The following is a 21,952-nucleotide window of genomic DNA, read 5'->3' as shown; positions in this document are numbered from 1 at the left end:
TATGTGATGTTCTTGACTTTGTGTCTACGCCCGAGCAAACCGCGCCCGCCCCGTCCGCCACCGCCGCTTCAACTGCAGCCTCCGCCGCTGCTGCCAAAGCAAAGAAGGAGACGACGGCGGGCGTCGTCTTCGGTATCGGAGCGTACGGCTTGTGGGGGCTGCTTCCGCTCTACTTCCTGGTGCTGCACCCCGCAGGAGCGGTGGAAATCGTTGCCAACCGGGTGGTGTGGTCCCTCATTTTCTGCGCCCTGCTCATTACCATCACCCGGGCATGGCGGCTCCTCGGCAACGCCTTCAGGGACCGGGCGGTCCTCGGCCCGCTCGCCATAGCTGCCGGGCTGATCGCCATCAACTGGCTGACCTACACTTTCGGCGTTACCACCGGACACGCGGTCGAAGCCTCGCTCGGCTACTTCATCAACCCGCTCGTGTCGGTGCTCCTTGGGGTGTTCGTCCTGAAGGAAAAGCTCCGCCCGCTCCAGTGGGCCGCCGTCGGGATCGGCTTCATCGCCGTCGGGGTCCTGACGGTCTCCTATGGCAAGCTGCCGTGGATCGCCCTCGTCCTGGCGTTCAGCTTTGGACTCTACGGTTTCGTGAAGAAGCGCGTCGGGCCGAAGGTCAACGCCATCACGAGCCTCACGGTGGAGACCGTGGTCCTCGCTCCGATCGCCGGCGCCACCATGATTGTCCTCGGCCTCACGGGAGCCGGAACTTTGGGAAGCAACGGCCCGGGCCACTTCTGGCTGCTGGCGGCTTCAGGCATCATCACGGCCGTGCCGCTCCTGTTCTTCGGTGCCTCCGCGCGCCGACTGCCCATGACCACCATCGGCCTGCTGCAGTATTTCGCGCCGGTCCTCCAGTTCATCGTGGCCCTTGCCGTCTTCCACGAGGCCATGACGCCGGACCGCTGGGTGGGCTTCGGCATCGTGTGGCTGGCGCTGCTGCTCCTGACCCTCGACATGCTGCGCACGGCACGCAAGAACTCGGTCATCAGGAAAAGCGCACGGCTCAGCGCGGCCTAAACAACGTCCCCTTCGCCCCCCTCCCACGAGGGGACATGCCCCCCGTTAAACGCCAAGGATGGACATAGTCGCACTATGTCCATCCTTGGTGCGTAGAGGTGGGCATGTCCACCTGAAGGTTGTGGCTAAGCGTTGGCCTTGATGGCCGCTGCCAGGACCTCGAGGCCGTCCAGGAGCAGTTCGTCGCTGATGACCAGGGGCGGCAGCAGACGGATCACGTTGCCGTAGGTACCGCAGGTCAGGATGATCACGCCTTCCTGGAGGCACGCGGCCGCAACGGCCTTGGTCAGTTCCGCGTTCGGTTCCTTGGAGCCGGCCTGGACCAGTTCGATCGCGAGCATGGCACCGCGTCCACGGACGTCGCCGATGACCCCGCCTGCAGAAGGATCAGCCGCGAGCTCACGCAAGCGGCCAAGTGCGACTTCCTCGATATGGCGGGCGCGGGCGTTGAGGTCGTGCTGCTCCATGGTGCCGATCGCAGCAAGGGCTGCGGCACAAGCAACCGGGTTGCCACCGTAGGTGCCGCCCAGGCCGCCCGGGTGGACGGCGTCGAGCAGGTCCGCGCGGCCGGTGATCGCGGACAGCGGGAGGCCGCCGGCGATGCCCTTGGCCATGGTGATGATGTCCGGGACAACACCCTCGTGGTTGACGGCGAACCATTCACCCGTGCGGCAGAAACCGGACTGGACCTCGTCGGCAATGAAGACGATGCCTTTTTCCTTGGCCCATGCGGACAGTGCCGGCAGGAAGCCTTCGGCCGGGACAATGAAGCCGCCCTCGCCCTGGATCGGCTCGATGATGATCGCGGCAACCTGGTCGCCGCCGATCTGCTTCTCGATCATGGTGATGGCGCGCTTGGCGGCCTCGGCACCGGTGATCTCCGGGTTTTCCTCGCGGAACGGGTAGCTCATCGGCATGCGGTAGACCTCGGGCGCGAACGGGCCGAAGTTGGTCTTGTACGGCATGGCCTTGGCGGTGAGTGCCATGGTCAGGTTGGTGCGGCCGTGGTAGGCGTGGTCGAAAGCGACGACGGCGTCACGGCCGGTTGCCAGGCGAGCCACCTTGACGGCGTTCTCCACTGCCTCGGCGCCGGAGTTGAAAAGCACGGTGCGCTTCTCGTGGTCGCCCGGAGTGAGGCGGTTCAGCTGCTCGGCCACGGCGACGTAGCCCTCGTACGGGGTGACCATGAAGCACGTGTGGGTGAAGTGCGCTGCGGCGTCCTGGACAGCGGCGACGACGGCCGGATCCGAGGCGCCCACGCTGGTCACGGCGATGCCGGAGCCGAGGTCGATGAAGGAGTTGCCGTCGACGTCGCGGATGATGCCGCCGTCGGCGTCCTCAACGTAAACCGGCACGCCCGAGGACACACCGGCGGCGACGACGGCCGCGCGGCGCTCGTTCAGGGCCTGGGACTTGGGACCGGGGAAGGCGCCGTTGATGCTGCGCTTCTGGTCCAGGCGGTAAGTGATTTCATGTGCTGTTGCGGTCATGATGGTTCTTTCTTTCTAACTAATGCGTGCCGTGTGCCGGCTAAGGGGCCACGCCGGCAGGGTTCCCTGGCCGAAGCGGAGCGAGGTTAGGGTGCCGGTGGGGATTAGGAGTCCAGCGCACTCATCACGTGCTTGATGCGCGTGTAGTCCTCGACGCCGTACATGGATAGGTCCTTGCCGTAACCGGACTGCTTGAAGCCGCCGTGCGGCATTTCAGCGGTCAGCAGGATGTGGGTGTTGATCCAGACCGCGCCGAAGTCCAGGTCGCGGCTCATCCGCATGGCGGTGCCGTGGTCCGTGGTCCAGACGCTGGAGGCCAGGGCGTATTCGACGTCGTTGGCCAGCTCGAGTGCCTCGGCCTCGGTGGTGAACTTCTGGACGGTGATGACGGGGCCGAAGGTTTCCTTCTGCACGACGTCGTCAGTCTGCTTGGCGCCGGTGATGATGGTGGGCTCGAAGAAGAAGCCCTTGTCACCCGCACGGTGGCCGCCGGTTTCGATCTTGCAGTTGGCCGGCAGGTGCTCGACCACCGAGTTCACGGCGTTGAAGTGGTTCACGTTGTTGAGCGGGCCGAAGTAGTTCTCGTCGTCGTTCTGCGAACCGGTGTGCAGCGTCTTGGTGTGCTCCACCATGGCGGCAACCATGTCGTCGTGGATGGAGTCCTCGATCAGCACGCGGGTGATGGCCGTGCAGTCCTGGCCGGCGTTGAAGAAGGCGAATTCGGCGATGGCCGCTGCGCTCTTCTTGATGTCGGCATCCTTGAAGACGATCGCCGGGGCCTTGCCGCCGAGCTCCAGGTGGGCACGTTTGAGGCCCTTGGCCGCTCCGCTCGCCACTGCGATGCCGGCACGGACGGAACCGGTGATCGAGACGAGGCCCGGGACCTTGTGCTCGACCATCATGGAGCCTGTGGCCCCGTTGCCGAGGACCACGTTGAGGACGCCGGCCGGGAAGATCTCCCCCGCAAGACGTGCCAGGACCAAGGTGGATTCCGGAGTGGTGTCGGAGGGCTTAAGGACAACGGTGTTGCCTGCGGCGAGGGCGGGCCCGATCTTCCAGATGCCCATGAGGAACGGGTAGTTCCACGGTGCAACCTGGGCCACGACGCCGATCGGTTCGCGGCGGACGTACGAGGTGTGGCCCTCGAAGTACTCGCCGGCGGACTTGCCTTCCATGATGCGCGCCGCGCCCGCGAAGAAGCGAAGCTGGTCTGCGCCAGCGGCAACTTCCTCGGACGCGATGAGGGCGCGGACCTGGCCGGTGTTGCGGTGCTGCGCCTCAACGAGCTCGTCGCTGTTGGCCTCGATGGCATCAGCGAGCTTGAGCAGCATGAGCTGGCGCTGGCCCGGCGTGACATGCTTCCAAGACTTGAAGGCTTCCTTCGCCGCGTTCATGGCATCATCGACGTCGGCCGCCGTGGAGATGGGCGCATGGGCCACAATCTCCCCGTTGGTGGGGTTCACGATGTCGAGCAGTTCGGTGCCTGCCGGCGTGACGAACTCGCCGTTGATGAAGTTCTGCAAGGTTTGGACCACGGTGTACAACCTCTTTCGGTGTCTAGGCATTGGTTGCAGCTGCTCCGAGCCTATGCCAGCACCCCGCGACGCGGAATAGTCAGGTGCACACCCCGACCACCCCGACTTAGTGCGAATGACCAGTGCGGGGATATCCTTTTTGGCATGGCAATGTCACTCGCCGCGCTCGTCGCCGTCCCCTCCCTTCGGCTCCGCAAAGCCGGCCTCGCGGAAACCACCTGGAACGAAGATATCCGCTGGGTGGCCGTGACCGAGCAGGAGGATCCCCAACGCTTCCTCAATGGCGGCGAGTTGATCCTGACCACCGGGCTCAGGCTCAACGGGGCAGCTGAACAACGCCGCTTCGTGCGCCAGGTCCAGCGCGCGGGAGCCGTTGGCATCGGCTTCGGCACCGGACTGACCCACGAGTCCGTGCCCCCGGCCCTCATCGCGGAGGCGAACCGCTGGGGCCTTCCCCTCGTGGAAGTCCCCTACGAGACCCCCTTCATCGCCATCGGCAAACTCGTGGCCGACTCCCAATCAGCAGACCACTACTCCAAGCTGGAGCGCCTCATCGCCGGCCACCAGATCCTGGCCCGGGCCCTGCTGACCGGCGGCGGGCTTGGCGAATTGCTCAAACAGTTGGGCAGCATGCTCCGGTCCGACATCGCGCTCACGCAGTTCAGCGCCCAGCTCTACAACAGTGTGGCCGGCAGCCCCGCGCCGACGGCTGACGAATGGGCGTCCTTCCCCATCCCGACAGGCCGCCGCGACGCGTGCACCCTCTGGATCAAGCAACCCTTCGGCGACACCGGAATTGTCAGTTACGCCCAGAACCTGATCAGCGTGGAACTCAACAACATGGTCAAGCAGCGCCAGAGCCAGCGGGCGTTGGCGGGCCAGGTGCTGGACGATGTCATCCACGGAACCCTGGACAGCGTGGAGGGCGCCCGCCGCCTGGCCGGCGTCGGAATCAACAGCACGCGCAAGAACGTGGTGCTTCTGGTGGTCTCTGCCGCCCACCACAAACAACTCAGCAGCACATCGCTACCGCAGTCGCTCGACGGCGGGGTGACCGCCGTCGTCGGGAAGGACCTGGTGACGGTAGTGCCCGACGACGGCAGTTCCGCGAGCGCGCTCGCCAAGGACCTCAGCGACCACCTTTTGGAAGCGGGGATCCATGCGGTGATCGGGATCGGCGGCGCGTACACCAAGCCGAACGGCGTGCGCTGGAGCTACTTCGAAGCGCGCGACGCCGTGGCGCACGGCCTGCCGGTCAACGAACCTGAGCGGCTCAGCCTGACGTCGCTGTTGCTGGCAAGCGAGGATGTGCCGTTGGCCGACATGGCCAGCGAGGCCCTCACTCCCCTGCGCAAGTTCGACGCCACCCACGGTTCCGAGCTCGTTTCGACCCTGGAAAGCTACCTCAACCACAACGGTTCTGTGGCCGCCGTCGCCGAAGCCCTGACCTTGCACCGCAACACCGTGCGCTACCGCTTGGCCCAAATCACCGACCTCACCGGCTACGACCCCGCCCAGACGCCGGACCGGGTGCAGCTGTGGCTTGCCCTCGCCGTGCAACGGCTGGGAGCGCGCAACCCGCGCTGAGGATTCTTCGCCGCCGGCCCAACTAGCTCGCATTTGTTGTCGTTTTCGGGGCTGAAAACGACATTAAGTGCGAGTCAGTTGGGCTCCCCGCGCAGCGTGGAGAGATTCACCACAAAAGTTCGCGCAGCAAACGTCAAACGTCTAACCTTTAAGCATGGCCTCGACTCACCCGACTCCCCACGCAACGCAAGCAACGCAAGCAACAACTGTGCCCACCACCGGCGGTACGGTGGCGCCGAAATCCCGGGTGGTCGCCGTCGTCGGGATCATCGCCGTCATCCTGATCGGTCTGAACCTGCGCGCCGGCATCACCAGCGCGGCGGCACTGTTCCACGATTTGCAGGCATTCCTCGGCTACGGGGCGCTCGTCGCGTCGATTCTTCCGTCCATCCCCTTGCTGTGCTTCGCCGTCGCAGGATTGGGCACCTCGTGGCTGTCGCGCCGGATCGGCGTCGAGAAGTCGATCTTCGTGGCGCTGGCCATGCTGGCCGCCGGTCTCCTGGTGCGGAGCGTCCCCGCGACCGGCGCCCTCCTCGCCGGAACAGTGCTGGCGATGTCCGGCCTCGCGGTGTGCAACGTGGCCATGCCGTCGTACATCCGGGAGCACTATGCGAGCAAGACATCCATGATGACCGGCCTCTACACCTTCACGATGTCCGGCGGTGCCACCTTCGCTGCGGCAGTCAGCGTGCCCTTGGCCCAGCAACTGGGCTCACCGTCGATGGGCCTGGCCGCGTGGGGCATCCTCGGAGTCGCAGCACTTCTCGGCTTCCTCCCGATGGTCCTCCACACCCATCGCCGTTCACGCAAGGCCAGCCAGGAGCGCGTGTCCATGTGGCCCCTCCTGCGCACCCGGCTGGGATTCCTCATCACTTCCATCTTCACGTTGCAGGCCCTCCTTGCGTATGCCGTGATGAGCTGGTTCGCCTACATCCTGACGAGCCAAGGACTCAGCGCTTCAGAGAGCGGCCTTCAGTTCGGGCTCATGCAGCTGGTTTCGGTGGCAGCGGGCATGATCCTCCTGGTCATCGGCTCGCGGCCCGGCATGATGCGGCCCGCCCTGTACCTGGGAAGCGGAACCACCCTTCTGGCAATCCCGGCGATGCTGTTGCTGCCGACGTCGCTAGCGGCGGTTCCCGCCGTGATGTTCGGTTTCGGGCTGGGCATCTTCCCCCTGGTCCTGGTGATCATCAGCCGCAGCGGGCGTACGACGGCGGAGACCACCGCCATGTCCACCGTCGCCCAGTCCGTGGGGTACTTGATTGCGGCGTTGGGTCCGTTCGGCATGGGCCTGCTCCATAGTGCCACCGGTGCTTGGACGCTCCCCTTGGCGCTCCTTGCCGCGGTTGCCCTGGCCCTCATGGTCACCTGCCACCAGTTGACCAGCAAGCGGACGCCGATCAAGGCCGGACCAAGGCCCGTGGCATGAGCCTGGTCCCCTCGCACCGTCCCGTCCTGGCCGATGAGGTCACCCGCCAGCTGCGCGGCATGATCCAGTCCGGGGAGTGGCCCCTGCAGGAGAAGATTCCGGCCGAGCCGGAACTCATGGCCTCGCTCGGAGTCTCGCGAGGGACGCTCCGCGAAGCCATCAAAGCGTTGGCGCACAGCGGCATGTTGGAGGTTCGCCGCGGTGACGGCACCTATGTCCGGGCCACGAGCGAGATCTCCGGCGCGGCCCAACGAATGTACAAGGAACATACGCAGGAGCATGTCGTCGAGGTCCGGGTGGGGCTCGACACCCAAGCCGCCCGACTGGCAACGAAGCATGCCACCGCCGAGGACATCGCCGCCATGCGGGCCCTTCTCCAAGTACGCCACGACGCCTGGCTCGCGGCCGACTACCCCGCCTGGGCCCGAGCGGACTGGGATTTCCACGAGCGAGTGGCCCTGGCTTCGGGCAACCCGTTGCTGCACCAGTTGTATGTGTCTTTCGGCGGGGTCTTCCACGACGATCTCCTGCGCCAACAACGCAAGGCCGGCTTCAACGGCATCCCCCACGAGGGCCACGACGAGCTCGCGGACGCCATCGAGGCACGCGACGAGGCCGCCGCTGTCGCGAGCGTGTACCGCAACCTGGACTTCGCCGCGGAATGGCTCAACAACTGACGCTCGCTCACATCCGACCGGCTTTCCCCCGACGCTCGCTCACATCTATCGCGGTTTTGACCGACCCTCGCTCACATCTGACCGGCTTTCCCCGACGCCCGCTCACATCATGTGAGCGACCGTCCGCCGGAAACACCCCATAGGTGAGCGAGCGTCTGCAGTGGGCCGGGCGGTTTAGGCCGGAGCGGAGCTTGTCAGCTCGACGCCGGCATTAGCCGCCTCGCGGAAGAGTGCGTCGATGAGCACTACGCTGCGGCCGGCACGATGCAGCAGGCTTGCGGCGACGCTGGCCCGGTAGCCGGAAGTGCAATGCACCCAGATCCTCGCCATCGGCAACTCGTCCAGCCGGAGCAGAAGCTCGTGAAGCGGAACATTCACTGCCCCGGACACATGGGAGGCGCCAAATTCTTCGGTTCGGCGTACGTCCAGGACCGTTTCACCCGGGGCCCGGTCCCGCACCAGCCCCGCCCAGCCGCTGATCGGATACTGCACCACGGATGCGCCTGGTGCCAGAGCCCCGGGATCCTCGCCGACGGCGGTATCCGGGGAGTCGATCCCGATCCTCGCGAGGTCGCGAATGGCCTTTTCGACGTCGTCATGGGCGCCGAGCAGGGTCAGCGGCTGGTTCCATGGCAGGACCCAACCAAGGTAGCTCGTGAAGCTCGATCCCGACCCGTATTCAAAGGCCACACTGCCGCGCAGGTGGCTCGCAGCGAATGCGACCCGGTTGCGCAGGTCCACCACCCATTCCCCGGCCTCGAGCCTGCGCTCCAGCTCAGCGGATTCCACCGATTCCGGGACTTCCAGCAACGCGGGCCCCGGGCCCAGGGCGTTGAGCGGACTCATGTGGGCGTAGTAGCTCGGGTAGGCCGTGATATTCGCCAGGAGGTGCCTGACAAAGTGGTCTTCGTCCGGGTCGGTGAGCGCATGATTGGTGGCGACCTGCTCCCCGATCGTCGATGCGGGGATCCTGCTCGCGGGACCGATGGAGCAGAACGAACCGAAGCCATGGGTGGGATACAGGATCGCGTCCGGTGCTGACTCAGCTACGAGCCTCCGAACCGAGGCGTATTGGTCACGAGCCAGTCCAGCAGTATCGTCCGGGCCAATCAAATCCGTCCGGCCCACCGAACCGTAGAGCAGGCTGCCACCGGAGAACACCGCTTGCCGGACGCCCGCCCCGGGGTCGAGGTCCGAAACGACATAGGCCAGGTGCGTGTGCGTATGGCCCGGAGTGGCCACCGGTTTGACTGAAAGCCGGCCTACCTTGAACGCCTGCCCCGGAACAATCGGCTCACGCTCAAACGCCACGTTGTCCGCGGCATTCACCAAGTAGCGGGCGCCGTGGTCACGGGCGAGGATGAGGCCACCCGTGAGGTAGTCGTTGTGGAGGTGGGTCTCAGCGACGTGCGTGATGGCCACTTCCGCAGCACGAGCTGCTGTTTCGACGCGGTCGGTGTCACGCTGGGGGTCGATCACGAGCGCCACCGTGCCGTCATGAACGAGGTAGCTGCGGTCCCCCAGCGGGGTGGTTTCAATGACCACGACGTCCATGCGGAGAGTTTAGCCCCGAAAACGCGCAACGCGGGGTCACTTAGCGCCCATTCCGATGCTCCGGATGGGCGCTAAGTGACCCCGCGTTGTAGAACTAGACCTGTGCGGCTACGCCGTCGCGCGAGATGTCCACCATGTCCTCACGCGGCACAACCTTGATGCGTTCGCGCTGGACCTCGACGCCGTGCGAGGTGCCGGCGTCGGAAGCGGCGGCACCCAAAGCGAGCTCGTGGGCGTCCAGGGCCAGCCAGCCTTCCCAGCTGGTGAACTTCACGCCGCGGGCGTCCAGAAGTTCGACGACGGCGTCCGCCTCGGGAACGGAGGCGAGCGGCAGGTTTTCGCGGTCTTCCAGGAGGTACGTGACCGTCTCCAGTGCGTCACCCTTGGTGTGGCCGATGAGGCCGATGGGGCCCCGCTTGATCCAACCCGTTGCGTACAAGCCCGGAACGTGCTCGCCGGAAGCGTCCAGCACGCGGCCGCCGTCGTTCTGGACGACCCCGCGCCGGTGATCGAACTCGACATCCGGCAGGGCGGAGCCGAAGTAGCCGATGGCGCGGTATACGGCCTGGACAGGGTAGTCGACGATCTCGCCGGTACCGCGTGCGTTGCCCGTGCCGTCCAGTTCGGTGCGCTCGAACTTGATCGCGGCAACCTTGCCCGGGTTCTCTGCCGAGTCGACGATCTCCACCGGGCTGTGCAGGAAGTGCAGGTGCAGGCGGCGGGAGGCCTTGAGCTCGGAGAGGTCCTCCGGCTGCTCGGCGATCCAGTTAGTGAGGGTGCCCACCATGGTCTTGGTCTGATTGTTCGTCTGGATCTGGCGGTCCGACTCTTCGTCGAACTCGAAGTCCTCGGCGTAGAGGATGATGTCCACGTCCTTGGAGTGGGACAGCTCGCGGAGTTCCAGCGGGGTGAACTTCACCTGCGCCGGACCGCGGCGGCCGAAGACGTGAACATCGGTAACCGGGGAAGCCTTGAGGCCGGCGTAGACGTTGTCCGGGATTTCGGTCACCAGGAGGTCGTCGGCGTGCTTGGAGAGGACGCGGGCAACGTCCAGTGCCACATTGCCGTTGCCGAGGACCGCCACGGAGGTGGCTTCCAACGGCCACTCGCGGGAAACGTCGGGGTGGCCGTCGTACCACGAGACGAAGTCGGCGCCGCCGAAGGAGCCCTCCAGTTCGATGCCGGGGATGTTCAGGTCCGCGTCCTTGATGGCGCCGGTGGCGAAGATGACGGCGTCGTAGTGCGTGCGCAGGTCTTCGATGGAGATGTCCGTGCCGTAGTCGACGTTGCCGAAGAAGCGGATGTCGCCGCGGTCCAGGACCTTGTGCAGGGCGTTCACGATGCCCTTGATGCGGGGGTGGTCCGGGGCAACGCCATAGCGGATCAGGCCGTAGGGGGCCGGGTAGCGGTCGAAGAGGTCGATGCTGACCGTCAGCTCGCCGCTCTTGACGGCCTCGCTCTTGGTCAGGATGTCAGCTGCGTAGACGCCGGCCGGGCCGGAGCCGACGACGGCGACGCGCAGCGGACGTGCGGCGGTTCCTACGGTGGTGCTAGATGACACGGCTGTGTTCCTTTTCAGTGTGCTTCCCAACTAGCTCGCATTCGTTGTCGTTTTGAGGGCTCATAACGACAACAACTGCGAGCTAGTTGGGTGAGGGGCTAGGGGGTAACGACGCGGGGCTTGTTGGGGCTCAGGGTGCTGTAGTCAGCGGTCTTGAAATGTTCGGGGGCAAACGGGCTGACACGCACCACATCGCCGATCACAATGACTGCGGGGTTTGCGACGCCGGCGGCCTCGGCTTGATCGGCAATCGTCGCCAGAGTGCCGATCGTGACGCGCTGTTCGGGCATGTAGCCGTTCTCTACGATACCTACTGGCGTGTCCAAGGGCATTCCGGATTCCGCGAGGGCAGCGGCGGATTCGCGAAGTTTGGCAACTCCCATGAGCAGGATCACGGTGTGGTCGGGCCGGGCCGGGACTTCGGACAGTTCCTCGTGGCCTGTCACCACGCTGAAGCCCTTTGCGAGTCCGCGGTGCGTCACGGGAATGCCCGCTGCCGCCGGCACGGAAATCGCCGAGGTCACACCGGGAACCACTTCAACCTCGACGCCGTTCTGCCGGCAGAATTCGGCTTCCTCGCCGCCGCGGCCCAGGACGTAGGGGTCGCCGCCTTTGAGCCGGACCACACGGTGGCCGGCCAGGGCTTCCTCCACGAGGATCCGGTTGATCTCCAGTTGCGGAACGGGGTGGTGGCCGGGGGTCTTTCCGACCTCGATCACGCGGACGTCCGGAGCGAGTTCCTGCAGCAAGCCGCGCGGTCCGAGGCGGTCCGCGACGACGACGTCGGCCTGGCCCAGGAGGCGACGGCCGCGGACGGTGATGAGTCCGGAGTCACCAGGGCCGCCACCCACGAGGGCGACGCTTCCGGTGGAGGCACGACGACGGCGCAGCGGGAGGTCTCCCGTCTCAAGTGCGGTGGCAACTGCGTCGCGCAAGGCCATGGCACGGCGTGGGTCTCCCCCGGCGTTGATGGCGATCTTCACGTCGTCGACTACGGCGACGGCGGGCGTCCAGGCTGCCGAGGATTCGTGGTCCGAGGCGTTGACGCACCAGATGCGCTGCGCCGCGGCGTCGGCTGCTACCTGGGCGTCCACAGCGGCAACGCCAGTGGCCGTCTGGACGAACCAGACGCCGTCGACGTCGGAGGAAAGGTAAGTGCGCGGCTCCCACGTGAGCAGGCCGGAGGCGGCGAGTTCGCGGAGCGCGTCAGAGGCAACGGGGGCCACCACGGTCACCCGGGCGCCGGCGTCGAGCAGTCCTTTGGCGCGTCGGGCAGCCACTGGTCCGCCGCCCACCACCAGCACCGGGCGGCCGAGCAGCCGCAGGGCTGTGGGGTAGATGTCCTGTATTGCCATGAAAAAACTGTAGGGCCGGGCCGTAACATGCTTCAAAGGTCCGGAAACACCAGTTCACGCTAGGTAACCCGGCGTCACATTACGCTTGCTCGGCGGGGGCCTCCCAGCCGATCGCCGGGGCGACGTATTTGGCGATGTTGCCCAGCAGCTTGGCGTTGTATTCCACCCCGAGTTGGTTGGGCACGGTAATCAGCACGGTGTCCGCAGCCTGGACCGCGGCGTCCTGCGCGAGGTCCTCGGCCAAGTCATCGGGCGCGCCGACGTAACTCTTGCCGAAACGTGACAGGGCACCGTCGAGCATGCCCACCTGGTCCCGGTTTTCCACCTGCGCACGGAGCCCGAAATAGTGTTCGTCCTCGTCGTCCACCACGGGAATGATGCTGCGGCTGACCGAAACACGGGGCTCGAAACCGTGTCCGGCTGCCGCCCAAGCCTCCCGGAACATGCTGATCTGTTCGGCCTGGAGCTGGTCGAAGGGAACCCCTGTGTCCTCGGTGAGGAGGGTGGAGCTCATGAGGTTCATGCCTTGTTCCGCGGCCCAGACGGCCGTCTTGCGGGTGCCTGCGCCCCACCAGATGCGCCGTGGCAGCCCAGGCGACGACGGCTGGATCGGCAGGAGGCCGCGTCCGCCGCCCATGAAGGAGGGATCAGCTTCGGCCACTCCATGGCCTGCGATGGCATGCCGGAAGACGGCAGTGTGGCGTCGGGCCATCGCGGCGTCGTCCTCGCCCTCGGCGGGTGCGTAGCCGAAGTATCGCGAGCCGTGCAGGGCCGGCTCGGGTGAACCACGGCTAACGCCCAACTGGAGCCTGCCTTGGCTGATGAGGTCGGTCGCTGCTGCCTCTTCTGCCATGTAGAGCGGGTTTTCGTAGCGCATGTCGATCACGCCCGTGCCCATTTCGATCCGGCTGGTCCGGGCCGCGATGGCCGCCAGCAAGGGGAACGGCGAGGCTTGCTGGCGCGCAAAGTGGTGCACGCGGAAGAAGGCCCCGTTGATGCCGAGTTCCTCCGCCGCAACCGCAAGGTCGATCCCTTGGAGCAAGGCGTCGCCGGCCGAAGGAGTGCGCGAGCCTTGGACGGGTCCCCAGTGGCCGAAGGAAAGAAAGCCGATTCGTTTCATGCCCGCGTCAACCACGGGGCGGGCCGGGGAATTCCTTGGGCGCTTTCACGGTGAGGCGCGCCTGCCGAAAGAAGAAGCGCCCGACGGCGGGAGTCACCGTCGGGCCCGTTCGACAGCTGGCGCCCCGCTCAGGTGAGCCTGGTGATCTGGACCTGCACGCTCAAGACCGATCCTCCGCCGCCGGAAAGAATCCCCCGAACCGGCGCAACGTCACGGTAGTCCCGGCCGCGAGCGACAGTCACGTGGAGGTTGCCGGCCGGTTTGTGGTTGGTGGGGTCCCAGCTGCGCCATTCGCCGTCCCACCACTCGAGCCACGCGTGGGACTGTCCCGCAACGGTCTCCCCCACAGCCGCATCGGGGACCGGGTGGATGTAGCCCGACACGTACCGCGCCGGAATGCCCAGGCTGCGCAAAGCCGCAATGCCGAGGTGGGCCAGGTCTTGGCAAACCCCCTTGCGCTGTTGCCAGACCTGCTCGGCATTGGTGGTGACGCTAGTGACTCCCTTGACATACTCCATGTTGGCCCGCATCCATTCCATGACGGCGGGGGCCGCTTCCGCCGGTTCCAAGCCCGCCGCCACACCAGCCACCGCCTTGCGGATCTCCTTGCCGATCGCCGTGAGCTGAGAAGGCGCAAGCCACTCGCTGAAGGCGTCGGTGGTGGTGCTGGATCTGATCTCGTCCCAGCCAAGTCCCGACGACGGCGGCCCGGCGCCGCGGTCCACCTCGACGGTGGACACCGCAGTCACTTTCATCTCGCCATGCCGGTGCTGCATGTCGAACGTGCTCACCCGGGAACCCCAGTAATCCCGATAGCTCCCGACGGCGGCCTGCGACGGCGACACTTTCAGCCTGGATTCCAGCACCACCTGCTGGGCATCGCTCAACGGCGTCAACCTCGCTTCGTTGTAGGACCGGGTCACGCTCTTCTTGTATTTGTATGCCGTGGTGTGCACGATGCTGAGCCGGGTCATGAGACTTCCCCTATCCATTCGAGTTCAGAGGCCTGGTTGAAGTATTTGCGGGAGACGGCCTCGGAGGCTTGACTGACCGCCCTCTGCACGCGGTCCATGTGCTCGGGCAGTTCCTCAAGGAGATTGTCCGTGCGATGGAACTCCAGGAAGGTGCGGGCCTGCCCCACCACCCGCCGGGCGTCGTCGATGAAACCCACCCGTTGCGCGGAGGGGTCCAGCTTGGAAAGGCACTCTTCGGCGTCCCGCAGCGCGTACACGATGGAGCGGGGGAAAAGCCTGTCCAGGAGAAGGAATTCGGCAGCGTCCTGGTCTCCCGAGGATCCACCCCGGTTCCGCAGGAATGATTCGTAGGCCCCGGCGCAGTGGAGCATGTTCACCCATGAGAGGCTGCCGGAGAGCAAGTCCCTTGTGGAGAGCATACGCGCCGTCATATCGGCGCGTTCCAGGGAACGCCCCAACACCATGAAGAGCCAACTGTCATCGTGGCTGACGGTCGAGTCGGCAGAGCCGGAGACCATGGCGGTGCGTTCAAGCACCCAATGGCAGAAGCGGTATGTTCCCACCAGGTCCTTGCGTTGTTTCTTGAGTCCGTTGTGGGTGGTGTTCAGTCCTTCCCAGAGGCTTGACGACACCGTTTCCCTGGCGCGCCTCGCGTTCTCCCGGGCCGCGGAGAGCGATCCCGCGATGGACGTGGGGTTCGCCTTGTCATGGGCCAGGCATTTGAGGAGCCGATCCAGCGTCACGGCCTCCGTCCCGGGGTCAGAGCCCATCAGGGCCAGAAGGTTCCTCGAGACGCGGTTCTGCTCGTCTTCGCCCAGGCCATTGAGGCGTTCGAGGTGGACGTCCAGGATTCTGGCCGTTCCGTCGGCCCGCTCCACATAGCGGCCGATCCAGAACAGCGATTCAGCGATACGGCTGAGCATGTTTCTACCTCCTGTGGCTACGGATTGATGTGGTGGTACCTTCATTCACTGGTCAGCCCCGTCCCGCCAGTTGCTTTCGACGGGCCAGACCGAGACCTGTTCCCGGACCGTGATCGCGGACCGCGGCAGCTCGACGGCGGGCAGCCGCGGGGAGTCCGAAAGCACCCAGGTGTCCTTGGACCCGCCGCCCTGGGAGGAATTCACGATCAGCGAGCCCTCCTTCAAGGCCACCCGGGTCAGCCCGCCCGGCAGCACCCACACGTCGTCGCCGTCGTTGACCGCGAACGGACGCAAGTCCACGTGCCGGGGCCCGAACTTCTCCCCCGAAAGCGTGGGCACGGTGGAAAGCTGCAGCACCGGCTGCGCGATCCAGCCCCGCGGATCCGCCAACACCCGCTTCCGCAACGCCTCCAACTCCTCGGCCGACGCATCAGGACCGATCACCAGGCCCTTGCCCCCGGACCCGTCCACCGGCTTGACCACCAGCTCCCCGAGCCGGTCCAGGACCTGCTCCCGGGCCTCCTTCTCCTCCAGCCGGAACGTCTCCACGTTCGCGATCACCGGCTCCTCATGCAGGTAGTACCTGATCAGGTCCGGCACGTAGGAATAGACCAGCTTGTCATCGGCCACCCCGTTTCCCACCGCGTTCGCGATCGTCACCCCGCCCGCCCGGGCCGCGTTCACCAGCCCCGGACAACCGAGCATGGAATCGGAGCGGAACTGCAGCGGATCCAGGAATTCGTCGTCGATCCGCTTGTAAATCACGTCCACCCGCTGTTCACCGGCCGTGGTCCGCATGTACACCCGGTTCCCCCGGCAGATCAGGTCCCTGCCCTCAACCAGCTCAACACCCATCAACCCGGCCAGCAGCGTGTGCTCGAAGTAGGCGCTGTTGAACACACCGGGGGTCAACACCACCACGGTGGGATCATCGACCCCCGACGGCGCCGTCTTCCGCAACGCCGAGAGCAGACGGCGCGGGTATTCCTCGACCGGACGGATGTGCTGCTGCCCGAACGCCTCCGGCAAACCCTTCGCCATCGCCCGCCGGTTCTCCAGCACGTAGGACACCCCGGAAGGCACACGGACGTTGTCCTCCAGCACCCGGAAGGTGCCCGCCGCATCACGGACCACATCGATACCGGACACGTGCACCCGCACGCCACCGGCCGGTTCGAAACCGTGCACGGCACGGTGGAAATGCGCGCTCGTCGTCACCAATGCCCGCGGCACCACGCCGTCAGCGACCACCGCCATCCGCCCGTAGACATCGTCCAGGAACGCCTCCAGCGCCCGCACCCGCTGCGCCACACCCCGCTCCAGGACATCCCACTCATCAGCCGGAATCACCCGCGGCACGATATCCAACGGAAAGGGACGCTCCTCCCCCGCATAATCGAAGGTCACACCCCGGTCCAGGAACGTCCGCGCCATCGACTCCGCACGCGCACTTACATCGGCAAGGGTCAACTGGCCCAGCGACTCGGCGATGTGACTGTACGAGCCGCGCGCCAACATACCCGGTGCGAACATCTCGTCGTACGCGCCGGTGCGCTCGACCGCGGGGCCGTAATCTTCAAACAGGTCTGACATTCCCCTCACCCTCTCAATAGGTGCTACCGAGTCAAGCGGTTGTTTATTGCGGATACATTTCGTGTCGTGAAACATCATTCATAGTCCAGAAAGCAACTTAACGGAGGCTGAAAAGGGCAGTGAAGCAAGGGTTTAGCGCGATTCAAAGCATTCCTCGCAGGAATTGCCCGGCAATAATCCGCGCAAACTCAATGATTTCCAGGCCTTGAAAAGCCTGTCGGACAGCCAGACACCCGGCTGTCCGACAGGCTTTGCGGCAGGCGGGGACAGCGCTGCATCTGGCCGTTTGTAACTTAACCGCCGTGAAATAACGGGGAAACTCACCGCACCTAGCGTGGGTTGGGCGCCGGGCACCAAGCACCATTTCAAACAAACGGACCCGGCATTAGCCATCAATCGGGGGGACCATAATGTCCAACGGAATACCTCGGCCGGATCACGATCCAGCCGAAGACTTTGAAAACGAACGGGAACGCACGGGCGACCTTGCACTTGCGACCCAGGATTTTTCCAACGAAGACGCGGGGTACCACAAAACCCTCAAGCCGCGGCAAATCCAGATGATCGCCATCGGGGGCGCAATCGGAACCGGACTATTCATGGGAGCCGGTGGCCGCCTCCATGGATCAGGTCCGGCGCTGATCCTCGTTTATGCGGTCTGTGGCTTTTTCGCCTTCCTCATTCTCCGGGCGCTCGGTGAGCTCGTCCTTCACCGGCCATCGTCGGGATCCTTCATTTCCTATGCCCGCGAGTTCTACGGCGAAAAGATGGCCTTCGCCGCGGGCTGGTTGTATTTCCTCAACTGGGCCATGACCTCGGTGGTGGATGTCACCGCCGTCGCGCTTTACGTCAAGTTCTGGGCGCCCTACTGGACGCCGCTGCAATCCGTGCCGCAATGGGCGATCGCCCTTGTGGCGCTCGTCGTGGTCCTGTCGCTGAACCTCGTGTCCGTCAAGCTTTTCGGCGAAATGGAATTCTGGTTCGCGCTGATCAAAGTTTCGGCGCTGGTCCTGTTCCTCATCATCGGCGTGTGCTTCCTCGTGTTCGGAGGCCACACGGACATCGGCCCCACGGGCTTCAGCGTCATGGCGGATAGCGGCGGGATGTTCCCCATGGGCGCCGTTGCCCCCTTGCTGGCCGTGAGCGGCGTGGTGTTCGCCTATGCCGCGATCGAACTCGTGGGTACGGCCGCGGGCGAGACGGAGAAGCCCAAGGAGGTCATGCCCAAGGCCGTAAACACGGTGGTCTTCCGCATCGGCATCTTCTACGTGGGATCGGTGCTCTTGCTTTCGCTCCTCCTGCCTTTCACCGCCTACAAGGCCGGAGAATCGCCTTTCGTCACGTTCTTCTCACACATTGGATCTCCGGATGCCGGCGCGACGTCCGCTTCGATCATGAACTTCGTGGTCCTTACCGCCGCGCTATCGAGCCTCAACGCGGGCCTCTACTCGACGGGTCGCATCTTGCGTTCAATGGCCGTCAACGGCTCTGCCCCGGGCTTCACGGCCAAGATGAGCAGCCATGGCGTTCCGTATGGCGGGATCCTTCTCACCGCGGTCATCACCCTGCTCGGAGTCGGACTTAACGCGGCGTTCCCGTCCGAAGCTTTCGAAATCGTGCTGGAAGTGTCCGCCCTTGGCATCATCGGCGGTTGGGCCACCATTGTGCTTTGCCAGATGAAACTGCAGAAATGGGCGAAGGAAGGAAAGCTCGAACGGCCGACCTTCAGGCTCTTCGGCGCACCCTTCACCTCGTACCTGACGCTCGCATTCCTGCTCTTCGTCTTGGTCACCATGGGCTTCTCAGACACCGGGCGCTGGGTACTTGCATCCCTGGTGGTGCTTGTTCCTGCTTTGGTGGGCGGCTGGTTCGCGGCGCGCAAGGGCATCTACCGCGCTGCGCTGGAGCGCTCCGGCTACACCGGCCCGTTCCCGGTGGTGGCTGAACGTCCCGCCATCGACGCCGCCCGGTAGCGCCTGCCCGGCTGTGATCTGACGAAAGGAGAAGGGCCCGACGGCGGGAGTCGCCGTCGGGCCCTTGCGTTAGGTTGGGGTGCGCTTAGCGCGTGCTCCCCGCCAGCAGGCCGCGGCGCAGCAGGAGGCGGCGCTCAATCGGGGCGAAGACCAGGAGCTCGATCAGGATGCCGACAAACAGGATCGCGAGGATCGCGGACATGACAGTGGCCATGTCGGACAAGGTGCGGCCCTGGTCCAGGAGCGAACCGAGTCCGAAGCCGATGGTGCCGCCCACCGCGATGATTTCGGCGGCCATGAGGGAACGCCAGGAGAAAGCCCAGCCCTGCTTGAGCCCGCCGAGGTACCCGGGGAGGGCCGCCGGCAGGACGATCTGCAGGGCCATCTGTAGTCGCGAGGCCCCGAGGACCTTGCCTACGCTCCGGTATTGCGGCGGGATCTGGTCCACGCCGGAGATCAGGCCGTTGATGATGGACGGGATGGCACCCATCAGGACGACGAAGTACACGGTGCCGTCCGAGAGCCCGAACCAGATGATCGCAGCGGGAACCCAGGCCACGGACGGCAGAACCTGGAGACCGGAAATGAGCGGTCCGAAGGCACGGCGCAGCGGCTGTACCTGAGCGAGGAGCAGGCCCACCGGGGTGGCCACGGCGACGCTGATGAGGAAACCGATCACTCCTCGCTGAAGTGAGGTCCAGATGGCTTCCTGGGCTCTGCCTTCGGCCCAGAGGGCACCAAACTGGCTCAGGACATCAAGCGGTCCGGGAACTTGGTCGCGGCGCTTGAAACCGAGGGAGACATAGAACTGCCACGCGAGGATGAGGACCAGGAGTGCCGCAATCGGGAGGATGATCCGGGCCCAGTCGATGCGCGCCTTGCGGTGGGCATCCGACTGCAACTTATCCAGGCCGGCTTCGAGGTCCCGGAGCTCGTCCGGGTTTCCCTTCAGTGACGGCGAGGTGATGTGGCGGGACTGTGGAGCTTGCTCGGCAGTCTCCCCTTCGGTGCTTTCCCCTGCAAGCCGGGTCTCTTGTTCAATTGGCATGGCGGCGGATCTCCTCGCGCAGGCGGCGGGTAATGGTTCCAGTCAGTTCCCCGGCACGGCCGGCGTCGGTCCGGTGTTCCTCGGTGACGTCCCACTCGGCCACGACCCGTCCCGGACGGGAGGACAGCAGCAGGACCCGCTGGCCGAGCCTGACTGCTTCGCGCACGTTGTGCGTCACGAACACGATGGTGCGGCCGGTTTCCTTCCAGATCCGCTCGAGCTCGTCGTGCAGAAGGTCGCGGGTGATGGCGTCGAGGGCAGCGAACGGTTCGTCCATGAGCAACAGCTGCCGGTCCTGGGCCAAGGCGCGGGCCAGGGCAACGCGTTGCCGCATGCCGCCGGAGAGCTCGTGCGGGCGCTTGTCCCCCGCGCCACCCAAGTGGACGAGGTCCAACAACTCGCCCGCACGGGCAGCACGGGACGCTTTGCTCTGGCTGCCGGACTTGTCCGCGAGCTTCAGCGCGAGTTCGATGTTGCCGCGGGCAGTGAGCCACGGGAACAGCGCCGAATCCTGGAACATGAAGGCGGCGCCGTCGCTGGGCACCTCCAGGGCGCCCGACGTCGGCTGGTCCAGCCCCGCGAGGATGTTCAGCAGCGTGGATTTGCCGCAGCCGGACGCACCGAGCAGGGCGACGAACTCGCCTTGCTGGATGGTGGCGTTGACGTCGTCCAGCACCGGGGCGCCGTCGCCGAAGCGTTTACCCAGGTGTTCCAGTACGACTGGCATGGTCCCGTCCTTCGTTTATTGCTTCGTTGGTGAATGTGCGCCCAACTAACTCGCAGTTGTTGTCGTTATGAGGCTTCAAAACGACAACTATTGCGAGCCAGTTGGGACTTGGCGGGCTATTCCTGCCCGAGACCGGCTGCGGAGGTCTTCTGCCCGGTCACGCTGTTGAGGGCGCGGAGGTCGAAGATGCCGTTGATGTCGGCCGGTTTGGTGATGCCCGCGTCGACGCCGTCCTGGAGGAGCTTCTTGTAGGTTCCCGCGAGCGGGTCCACGGTGAAGGTGATGTTCTTCAGGGAGCGGTCGATCACGTCGGCCGGCAGGGTGCTGCCCGCGGTCGCCTTCAGTGCGGCGTTGATCGCGGCGGCCTTGTCCGCGGCCGAGGCGGTGTTGAGCCAGTTGACGGAGGCTTCGTGGCCCTGGAGCAGGGCGGTCACGGTCTGCGGGTGGTCGGCGGCGAACTTCTTGCTCACGATCAGGATCGTGGTGGGGAACTGTCCCTTGTCCCACAGGTCCTTCTCGTCCACGAGCACCTTGCCTCCGGCCTGGAGCACCAGGCGCGAGGCCCAGGGCTCGGGCAGCCACGCGCCGTCGAGCTTTCCGTCCTGGAAGAGCTTGAGGGTCTGGGCGTTGTCCGTCGGGTTGATCGCGACGTCGCCCCCGCCGTTCGGGTTGGTCTTCAGGCCCTGCTTGCCCAGCCAGGCCCGCAGCGCCACGTCCTGGGTGCCGCCGAGCTGCGGCGAGGCGAGGGTCTTGCCCTTGAGGTCCGCCGCGGTGTTGATGCCGGGCTTGACCACCAGCTGCGCACCGCCCGAGGCAGCGCCGGCGATGATGCTGATGGACGCTCCCTTGCTCTGGACGAAGGAGTTGATGGCCGGGTTGGGGCCAAGGTACGCGGCGTCGATCGCGCCGGCGTTCAGGGCCTCGACCGCGGCCGGTCCGGCGTTGAAGATCTGGGTGCTCAGCTTGGTGCCGCCCAGCTTGCCCGCGATGATGCCCTTGCTCACGCCCACCAGCGCCGGGGCGTGGGTGACGTTGCCGAAGTAGCCGAGCCGCAGCTCCGCGGCAGGCGACGTCGAGGCCGCGGCCTGGGTTTCGTTGTTCTTCGCGACGACCGATGCGACGGCGGCGCCGGCACCGATCAGCAGGACGAGCCCGACGGCGATGCCGATCTCGAGCGTGCGGCGGCGCTTGGGCTTGCTGCTCTCGCCCGCGACGATGCGCGTGGTTCCCGGGTTCGAGCCGGGCGGCGTGGGTTCTGGGGTGTTTGACATGTTGGGAATCCTTGGGATGTGTTGCGGAACGGGCAGGGCGTGTATCAGGCCCTGCGACATCGCCCCGAAAGGGCAGCCAAGGACCAATCCGATGAGGTCATGGATTCACCATA

Annotated in this window: 17 protein-coding genes; 5 read left to right on the top strand and 12 right to left on the bottom strand. The window is 65.5% G+C overall.

The features are described 5' to 3' along the window. Positions 1-20: 20 nt before the first annotated feature. A complete protein-coding gene (gene rarD, locus ACFVTG_RS04635) occupies positions 21-1,022 on the top strand; it encodes an EamA family transporter RarD (protein WP_284753294.1) in 1,002 nt (333 codons plus the stop codon). Between the two features lie 125 nt (positions 1,023-1,147). Here the strand turns inward: rarD and gabT are convergent, their stop codons facing one another. Continuing rightward, positions 1,148-2,512: a 4-aminobutyrate--2-oxoglutarate transaminase gene (gabT, locus tag ACFVTG_RS04630; protein ID WP_306959036.1), complete on the bottom strand. Its 1,365-nt coding sequence runs from the start codon at positions 2,510-2,512 to the stop codon at positions 1,148-1,150. Between the two features lie 104 nt (positions 2,513-2,616). After that, positions 2,617-4,047 (bottom strand): gamma-aminobutyraldehyde dehydrogenase, encoded by a 1,431-nt coding sequence (locus ACFVTG_RS04625; protein WP_390278496.1) that lies wholly within the window; start codon positions 4,045-4,047, stop codon positions 2,617-2,619. Between the two features lie 144 nt (positions 4,048-4,191). On the opposite strand from ACFVTG_RS04625, the gene ACFVTG_RS04620 reads away from it, so the two are divergent. From ACFVTG_RS04620 to ACFVTG_RS04610, 3 genes are all read left to right on the top strand, one after another. Further along, positions 4,192-5,634, top strand: a complete 1,443-nt coding sequence (locus ACFVTG_RS04620) for a PucR family transcriptional regulator (protein ID WP_390278493.1) — start codon at positions 4,192-4,194, stop codon at positions 5,632-5,634. A 154-nt stretch (positions 5,635-5,788) separates the two neighbouring features. Further along, complete coding sequence (locus ACFVTG_RS04615) at positions 5,789-7,063, top strand: MFS transporter (protein ID WP_390278490.1); 1,275 nt, start codon at positions 5,789-5,791, stop codon at positions 7,061-7,063. Beyond that, positions 7,060-7,740, top strand: a complete 681-nt coding sequence (locus ACFVTG_RS04610; RefSeq protein WP_284753287.1) for a FadR/GntR family transcriptional regulator — start codon at positions 7,060-7,062, stop codon at positions 7,738-7,740. The genes ACFVTG_RS04615 and ACFVTG_RS04610 overlap by 4 nt, the downstream gene beginning before the upstream one ends. A 174-nt stretch (positions 7,741-7,914) precedes the next feature. On the opposite strand, the gene ACFVTG_RS04605 is transcribed toward ACFVTG_RS04610, so the two are convergent. The 7 genes from ACFVTG_RS04605 to ACFVTG_RS04575 form a co-directional block, all read right to left on the bottom strand. Continuing rightward, positions 7,915-9,294, bottom strand: a complete 1,380-nt coding sequence (locus tag ACFVTG_RS04605; RefSeq protein WP_390278486.1) for a rhodanese-like domain-containing protein — start codon at positions 9,292-9,294, stop codon at positions 7,915-7,917. Between the two features lie 94 nt (positions 9,295-9,388). Beyond that, entirely contained in the window at positions 9,389-10,855 is a 1,467-nt protein-coding gene (locus tag ACFVTG_RS04600; RefSeq protein ID WP_390278484.1) for an FAD-dependent oxidoreductase, read from the bottom strand. A gap of 98 nt (positions 10,856-10,953) precedes the next feature. Further along, positions 10,954-12,210, bottom strand: coding sequence for a uroporphyrinogen-III C-methyltransferase (gene cobA / locus ACFVTG_RS04595; RefSeq protein WP_390278481.1), 1,257 nt, complete (start codon positions 12,208-12,210; stop codon positions 10,954-10,956). A 79-nt stretch (positions 12,211-12,289) separates the two neighbouring features. Continuing rightward, positions 12,290-13,330: an LLM class flavin-dependent oxidoreductase gene (locus ACFVTG_RS04590; protein ID WP_284753280.1), complete on the bottom strand. Its 1,041-nt coding sequence runs from the start codon at positions 13,328-13,330 to the stop codon at positions 12,290-12,292. A 128-nt stretch (positions 13,331-13,458) separates the two neighbouring features. Continuing rightward, complete coding sequence (locus ACFVTG_RS04585; RefSeq protein WP_390278478.1) at positions 13,459-14,304, bottom strand: transglutaminase N-terminal domain-containing protein; 846 nt, start codon at positions 14,302-14,304, stop codon at positions 13,459-13,461. Beyond that, positions 14,301-15,227: an alpha-E domain-containing protein gene (locus tag ACFVTG_RS04580; RefSeq protein ID WP_284753277.1), complete on the bottom strand. Its 927-nt coding sequence runs from the start codon at positions 15,225-15,227 to the stop codon at positions 14,301-14,303. Before ACFVTG_RS04580 ends, ACFVTG_RS04585 begins: the two co-directional genes overlap by 4 nt. Before the next feature lie 45 nt (positions 15,228-15,272). Beyond that, a complete protein-coding gene (locus ACFVTG_RS04575) occupies positions 15,273-16,820 on the bottom strand; it encodes a circularly permuted type 2 ATP-grasp protein (protein WP_390278475.1) in 1,548 nt (515 codons plus the stop codon). A 410-nt stretch (positions 16,821-17,230) separates the two neighbouring features. On the opposite strand from ACFVTG_RS04575, the gene ACFVTG_RS04570 reads away from it, so the two are divergent. Then, positions 17,231-18,793, top strand: a complete 1,563-nt coding sequence (locus tag ACFVTG_RS04570; protein WP_390278472.1) for an amino acid permease — start codon at positions 17,231-17,233, stop codon at positions 18,791-18,793. Positions 18,794-18,878: 85 nt separating this feature from the next. Here the strand turns inward: ACFVTG_RS04570 and ACFVTG_RS04565 are convergent, their stop codons facing one another. The 3 genes from ACFVTG_RS04565 to ACFVTG_RS04555 all read right to left on the bottom strand — a co-directional run bounded on the left by ACFVTG_RS04565 (position 18,879) and on the right by ACFVTG_RS04555 (position 21,839). Beyond that, positions 18,879-19,841, bottom strand: a complete 963-nt coding sequence (locus ACFVTG_RS04565) for an ABC transporter permease (RefSeq protein ID WP_390278469.1) — start codon at positions 19,839-19,841, stop codon at positions 18,879-18,881. After that, a complete protein-coding gene (locus tag ACFVTG_RS04560) occupies positions 19,831-20,568 on the bottom strand; it encodes an ABC transporter ATP-binding protein (RefSeq protein WP_284755378.1) in 738 nt (245 codons plus the stop codon). Before ACFVTG_RS04560 ends, ACFVTG_RS04565 begins: the two co-directional genes overlap by 11 nt. A gap of 116 nt (positions 20,569-20,684) precedes the next feature. Beyond that, the gene (locus ACFVTG_RS04555; protein ID WP_390278466.1) at positions 20,685-21,839 is read right to left on the bottom strand and encodes an ABC transporter substrate-binding protein; all 1,155 of its coding nucleotides are present in this window, start codon (positions 21,837-21,839) and stop codon (positions 20,685-20,687) included. Positions 21,840-21,952 lie beyond the last annotated feature (113 nt).

Source organism: Arthrobacter sp. NPDC058127 (assembly GCF_042884555.1).
GTDB lineage: Bacteria > Actinomycetota > Actinomycetes > Actinomycetales > Micrococcaceae > Arthrobacter.
Note: the sequence above shows the minus strand (reverse complement) of the source record. Positions and strands in the feature narration are given on the sequence as shown.

Coding starts and splice junctions, on each gene's coding strand:
- gabT (WP_306959036.1), bottom strand. CDS start 2,512: ATGACCGCAACAGCACATGAAATCACTTACCGCCTGGACCAGAAGCGC.
- ACFVTG_RS04620 (WP_390278493.1), top strand. CDS start 4,192: ATGGCAATGTCACTCGCCGCGCTCGTCGCCGTCCCCTCCCTTCGGCTC.
- ACFVTG_RS04615 (WP_390278490.1), top strand. CDS start 5,789: ATGGCCTCGACTCACCCGACTCCCCACGCAACGCAAGCAACGCAAGCA.
- ACFVTG_RS04610 (WP_284753287.1), top strand. CDS start 7,060: ATGAGCCTGGTCCCCTCGCACCGTCCCGTCCTGGCCGATGAGGTCACC.
- ACFVTG_RS04605 (WP_390278486.1), bottom strand. CDS start 9,294: ATGGACGTCGTGGTCATTGAAACCACCCCGCTGGGGGACCGCAGCTAC.
- cobA (WP_390278481.1), bottom strand. CDS start 12,210: ATGGCAATACAGGACATCTACCCCACAGCCCTGCGGCTGCTCGGCCGC.
- ACFVTG_RS04590 (WP_284753280.1), bottom strand. CDS start 13,330: ATGAAACGAATCGGCTTTCTTTCCTTCGGCCACTGGGGACCCGTCCAA.
- ACFVTG_RS04585 (WP_390278478.1), bottom strand. CDS start 14,304: ATGACCCGGCTCAGCATCGTGCACACCACGGCATACAAATACAAGAAG.
- ACFVTG_RS04580 (WP_284753277.1), bottom strand. CDS start 15,227: ATGCTCAGCCGTATCGCTGAATCGCTGTTCTGGATCGGCCGCTATGTG.
- ACFVTG_RS04575 (WP_390278475.1), bottom strand. CDS start 16,820: ATGTCAGACCTGTTTGAAGATTACGGCCCCGCGGTCGAGCGCACCGGC.
- ACFVTG_RS04570 (WP_390278472.1), top strand. CDS start 17,231: ATGTCCAACGGAATACCTCGGCCGGATCACGATCCAGCCGAAGACTTT.
- ACFVTG_RS04565 (WP_390278469.1), bottom strand. CDS start 19,841: ATGCCAATTGAACAAGAGACCCGGCTTGCAGGGGAAAGCACCGAAGGG.
- ACFVTG_RS04560 (WP_284755378.1), bottom strand. CDS start 20,568: ATGCCAGTCGTACTGGAACACCTGGGTAAACGCTTCGGCGACGGCGCC.
- ACFVTG_RS04555 (WP_390278466.1), bottom strand. CDS start 21,839: ATGTCAAACACCCCAGAACCCACGCCGCCCGGCTCGAACCCGGGAACC.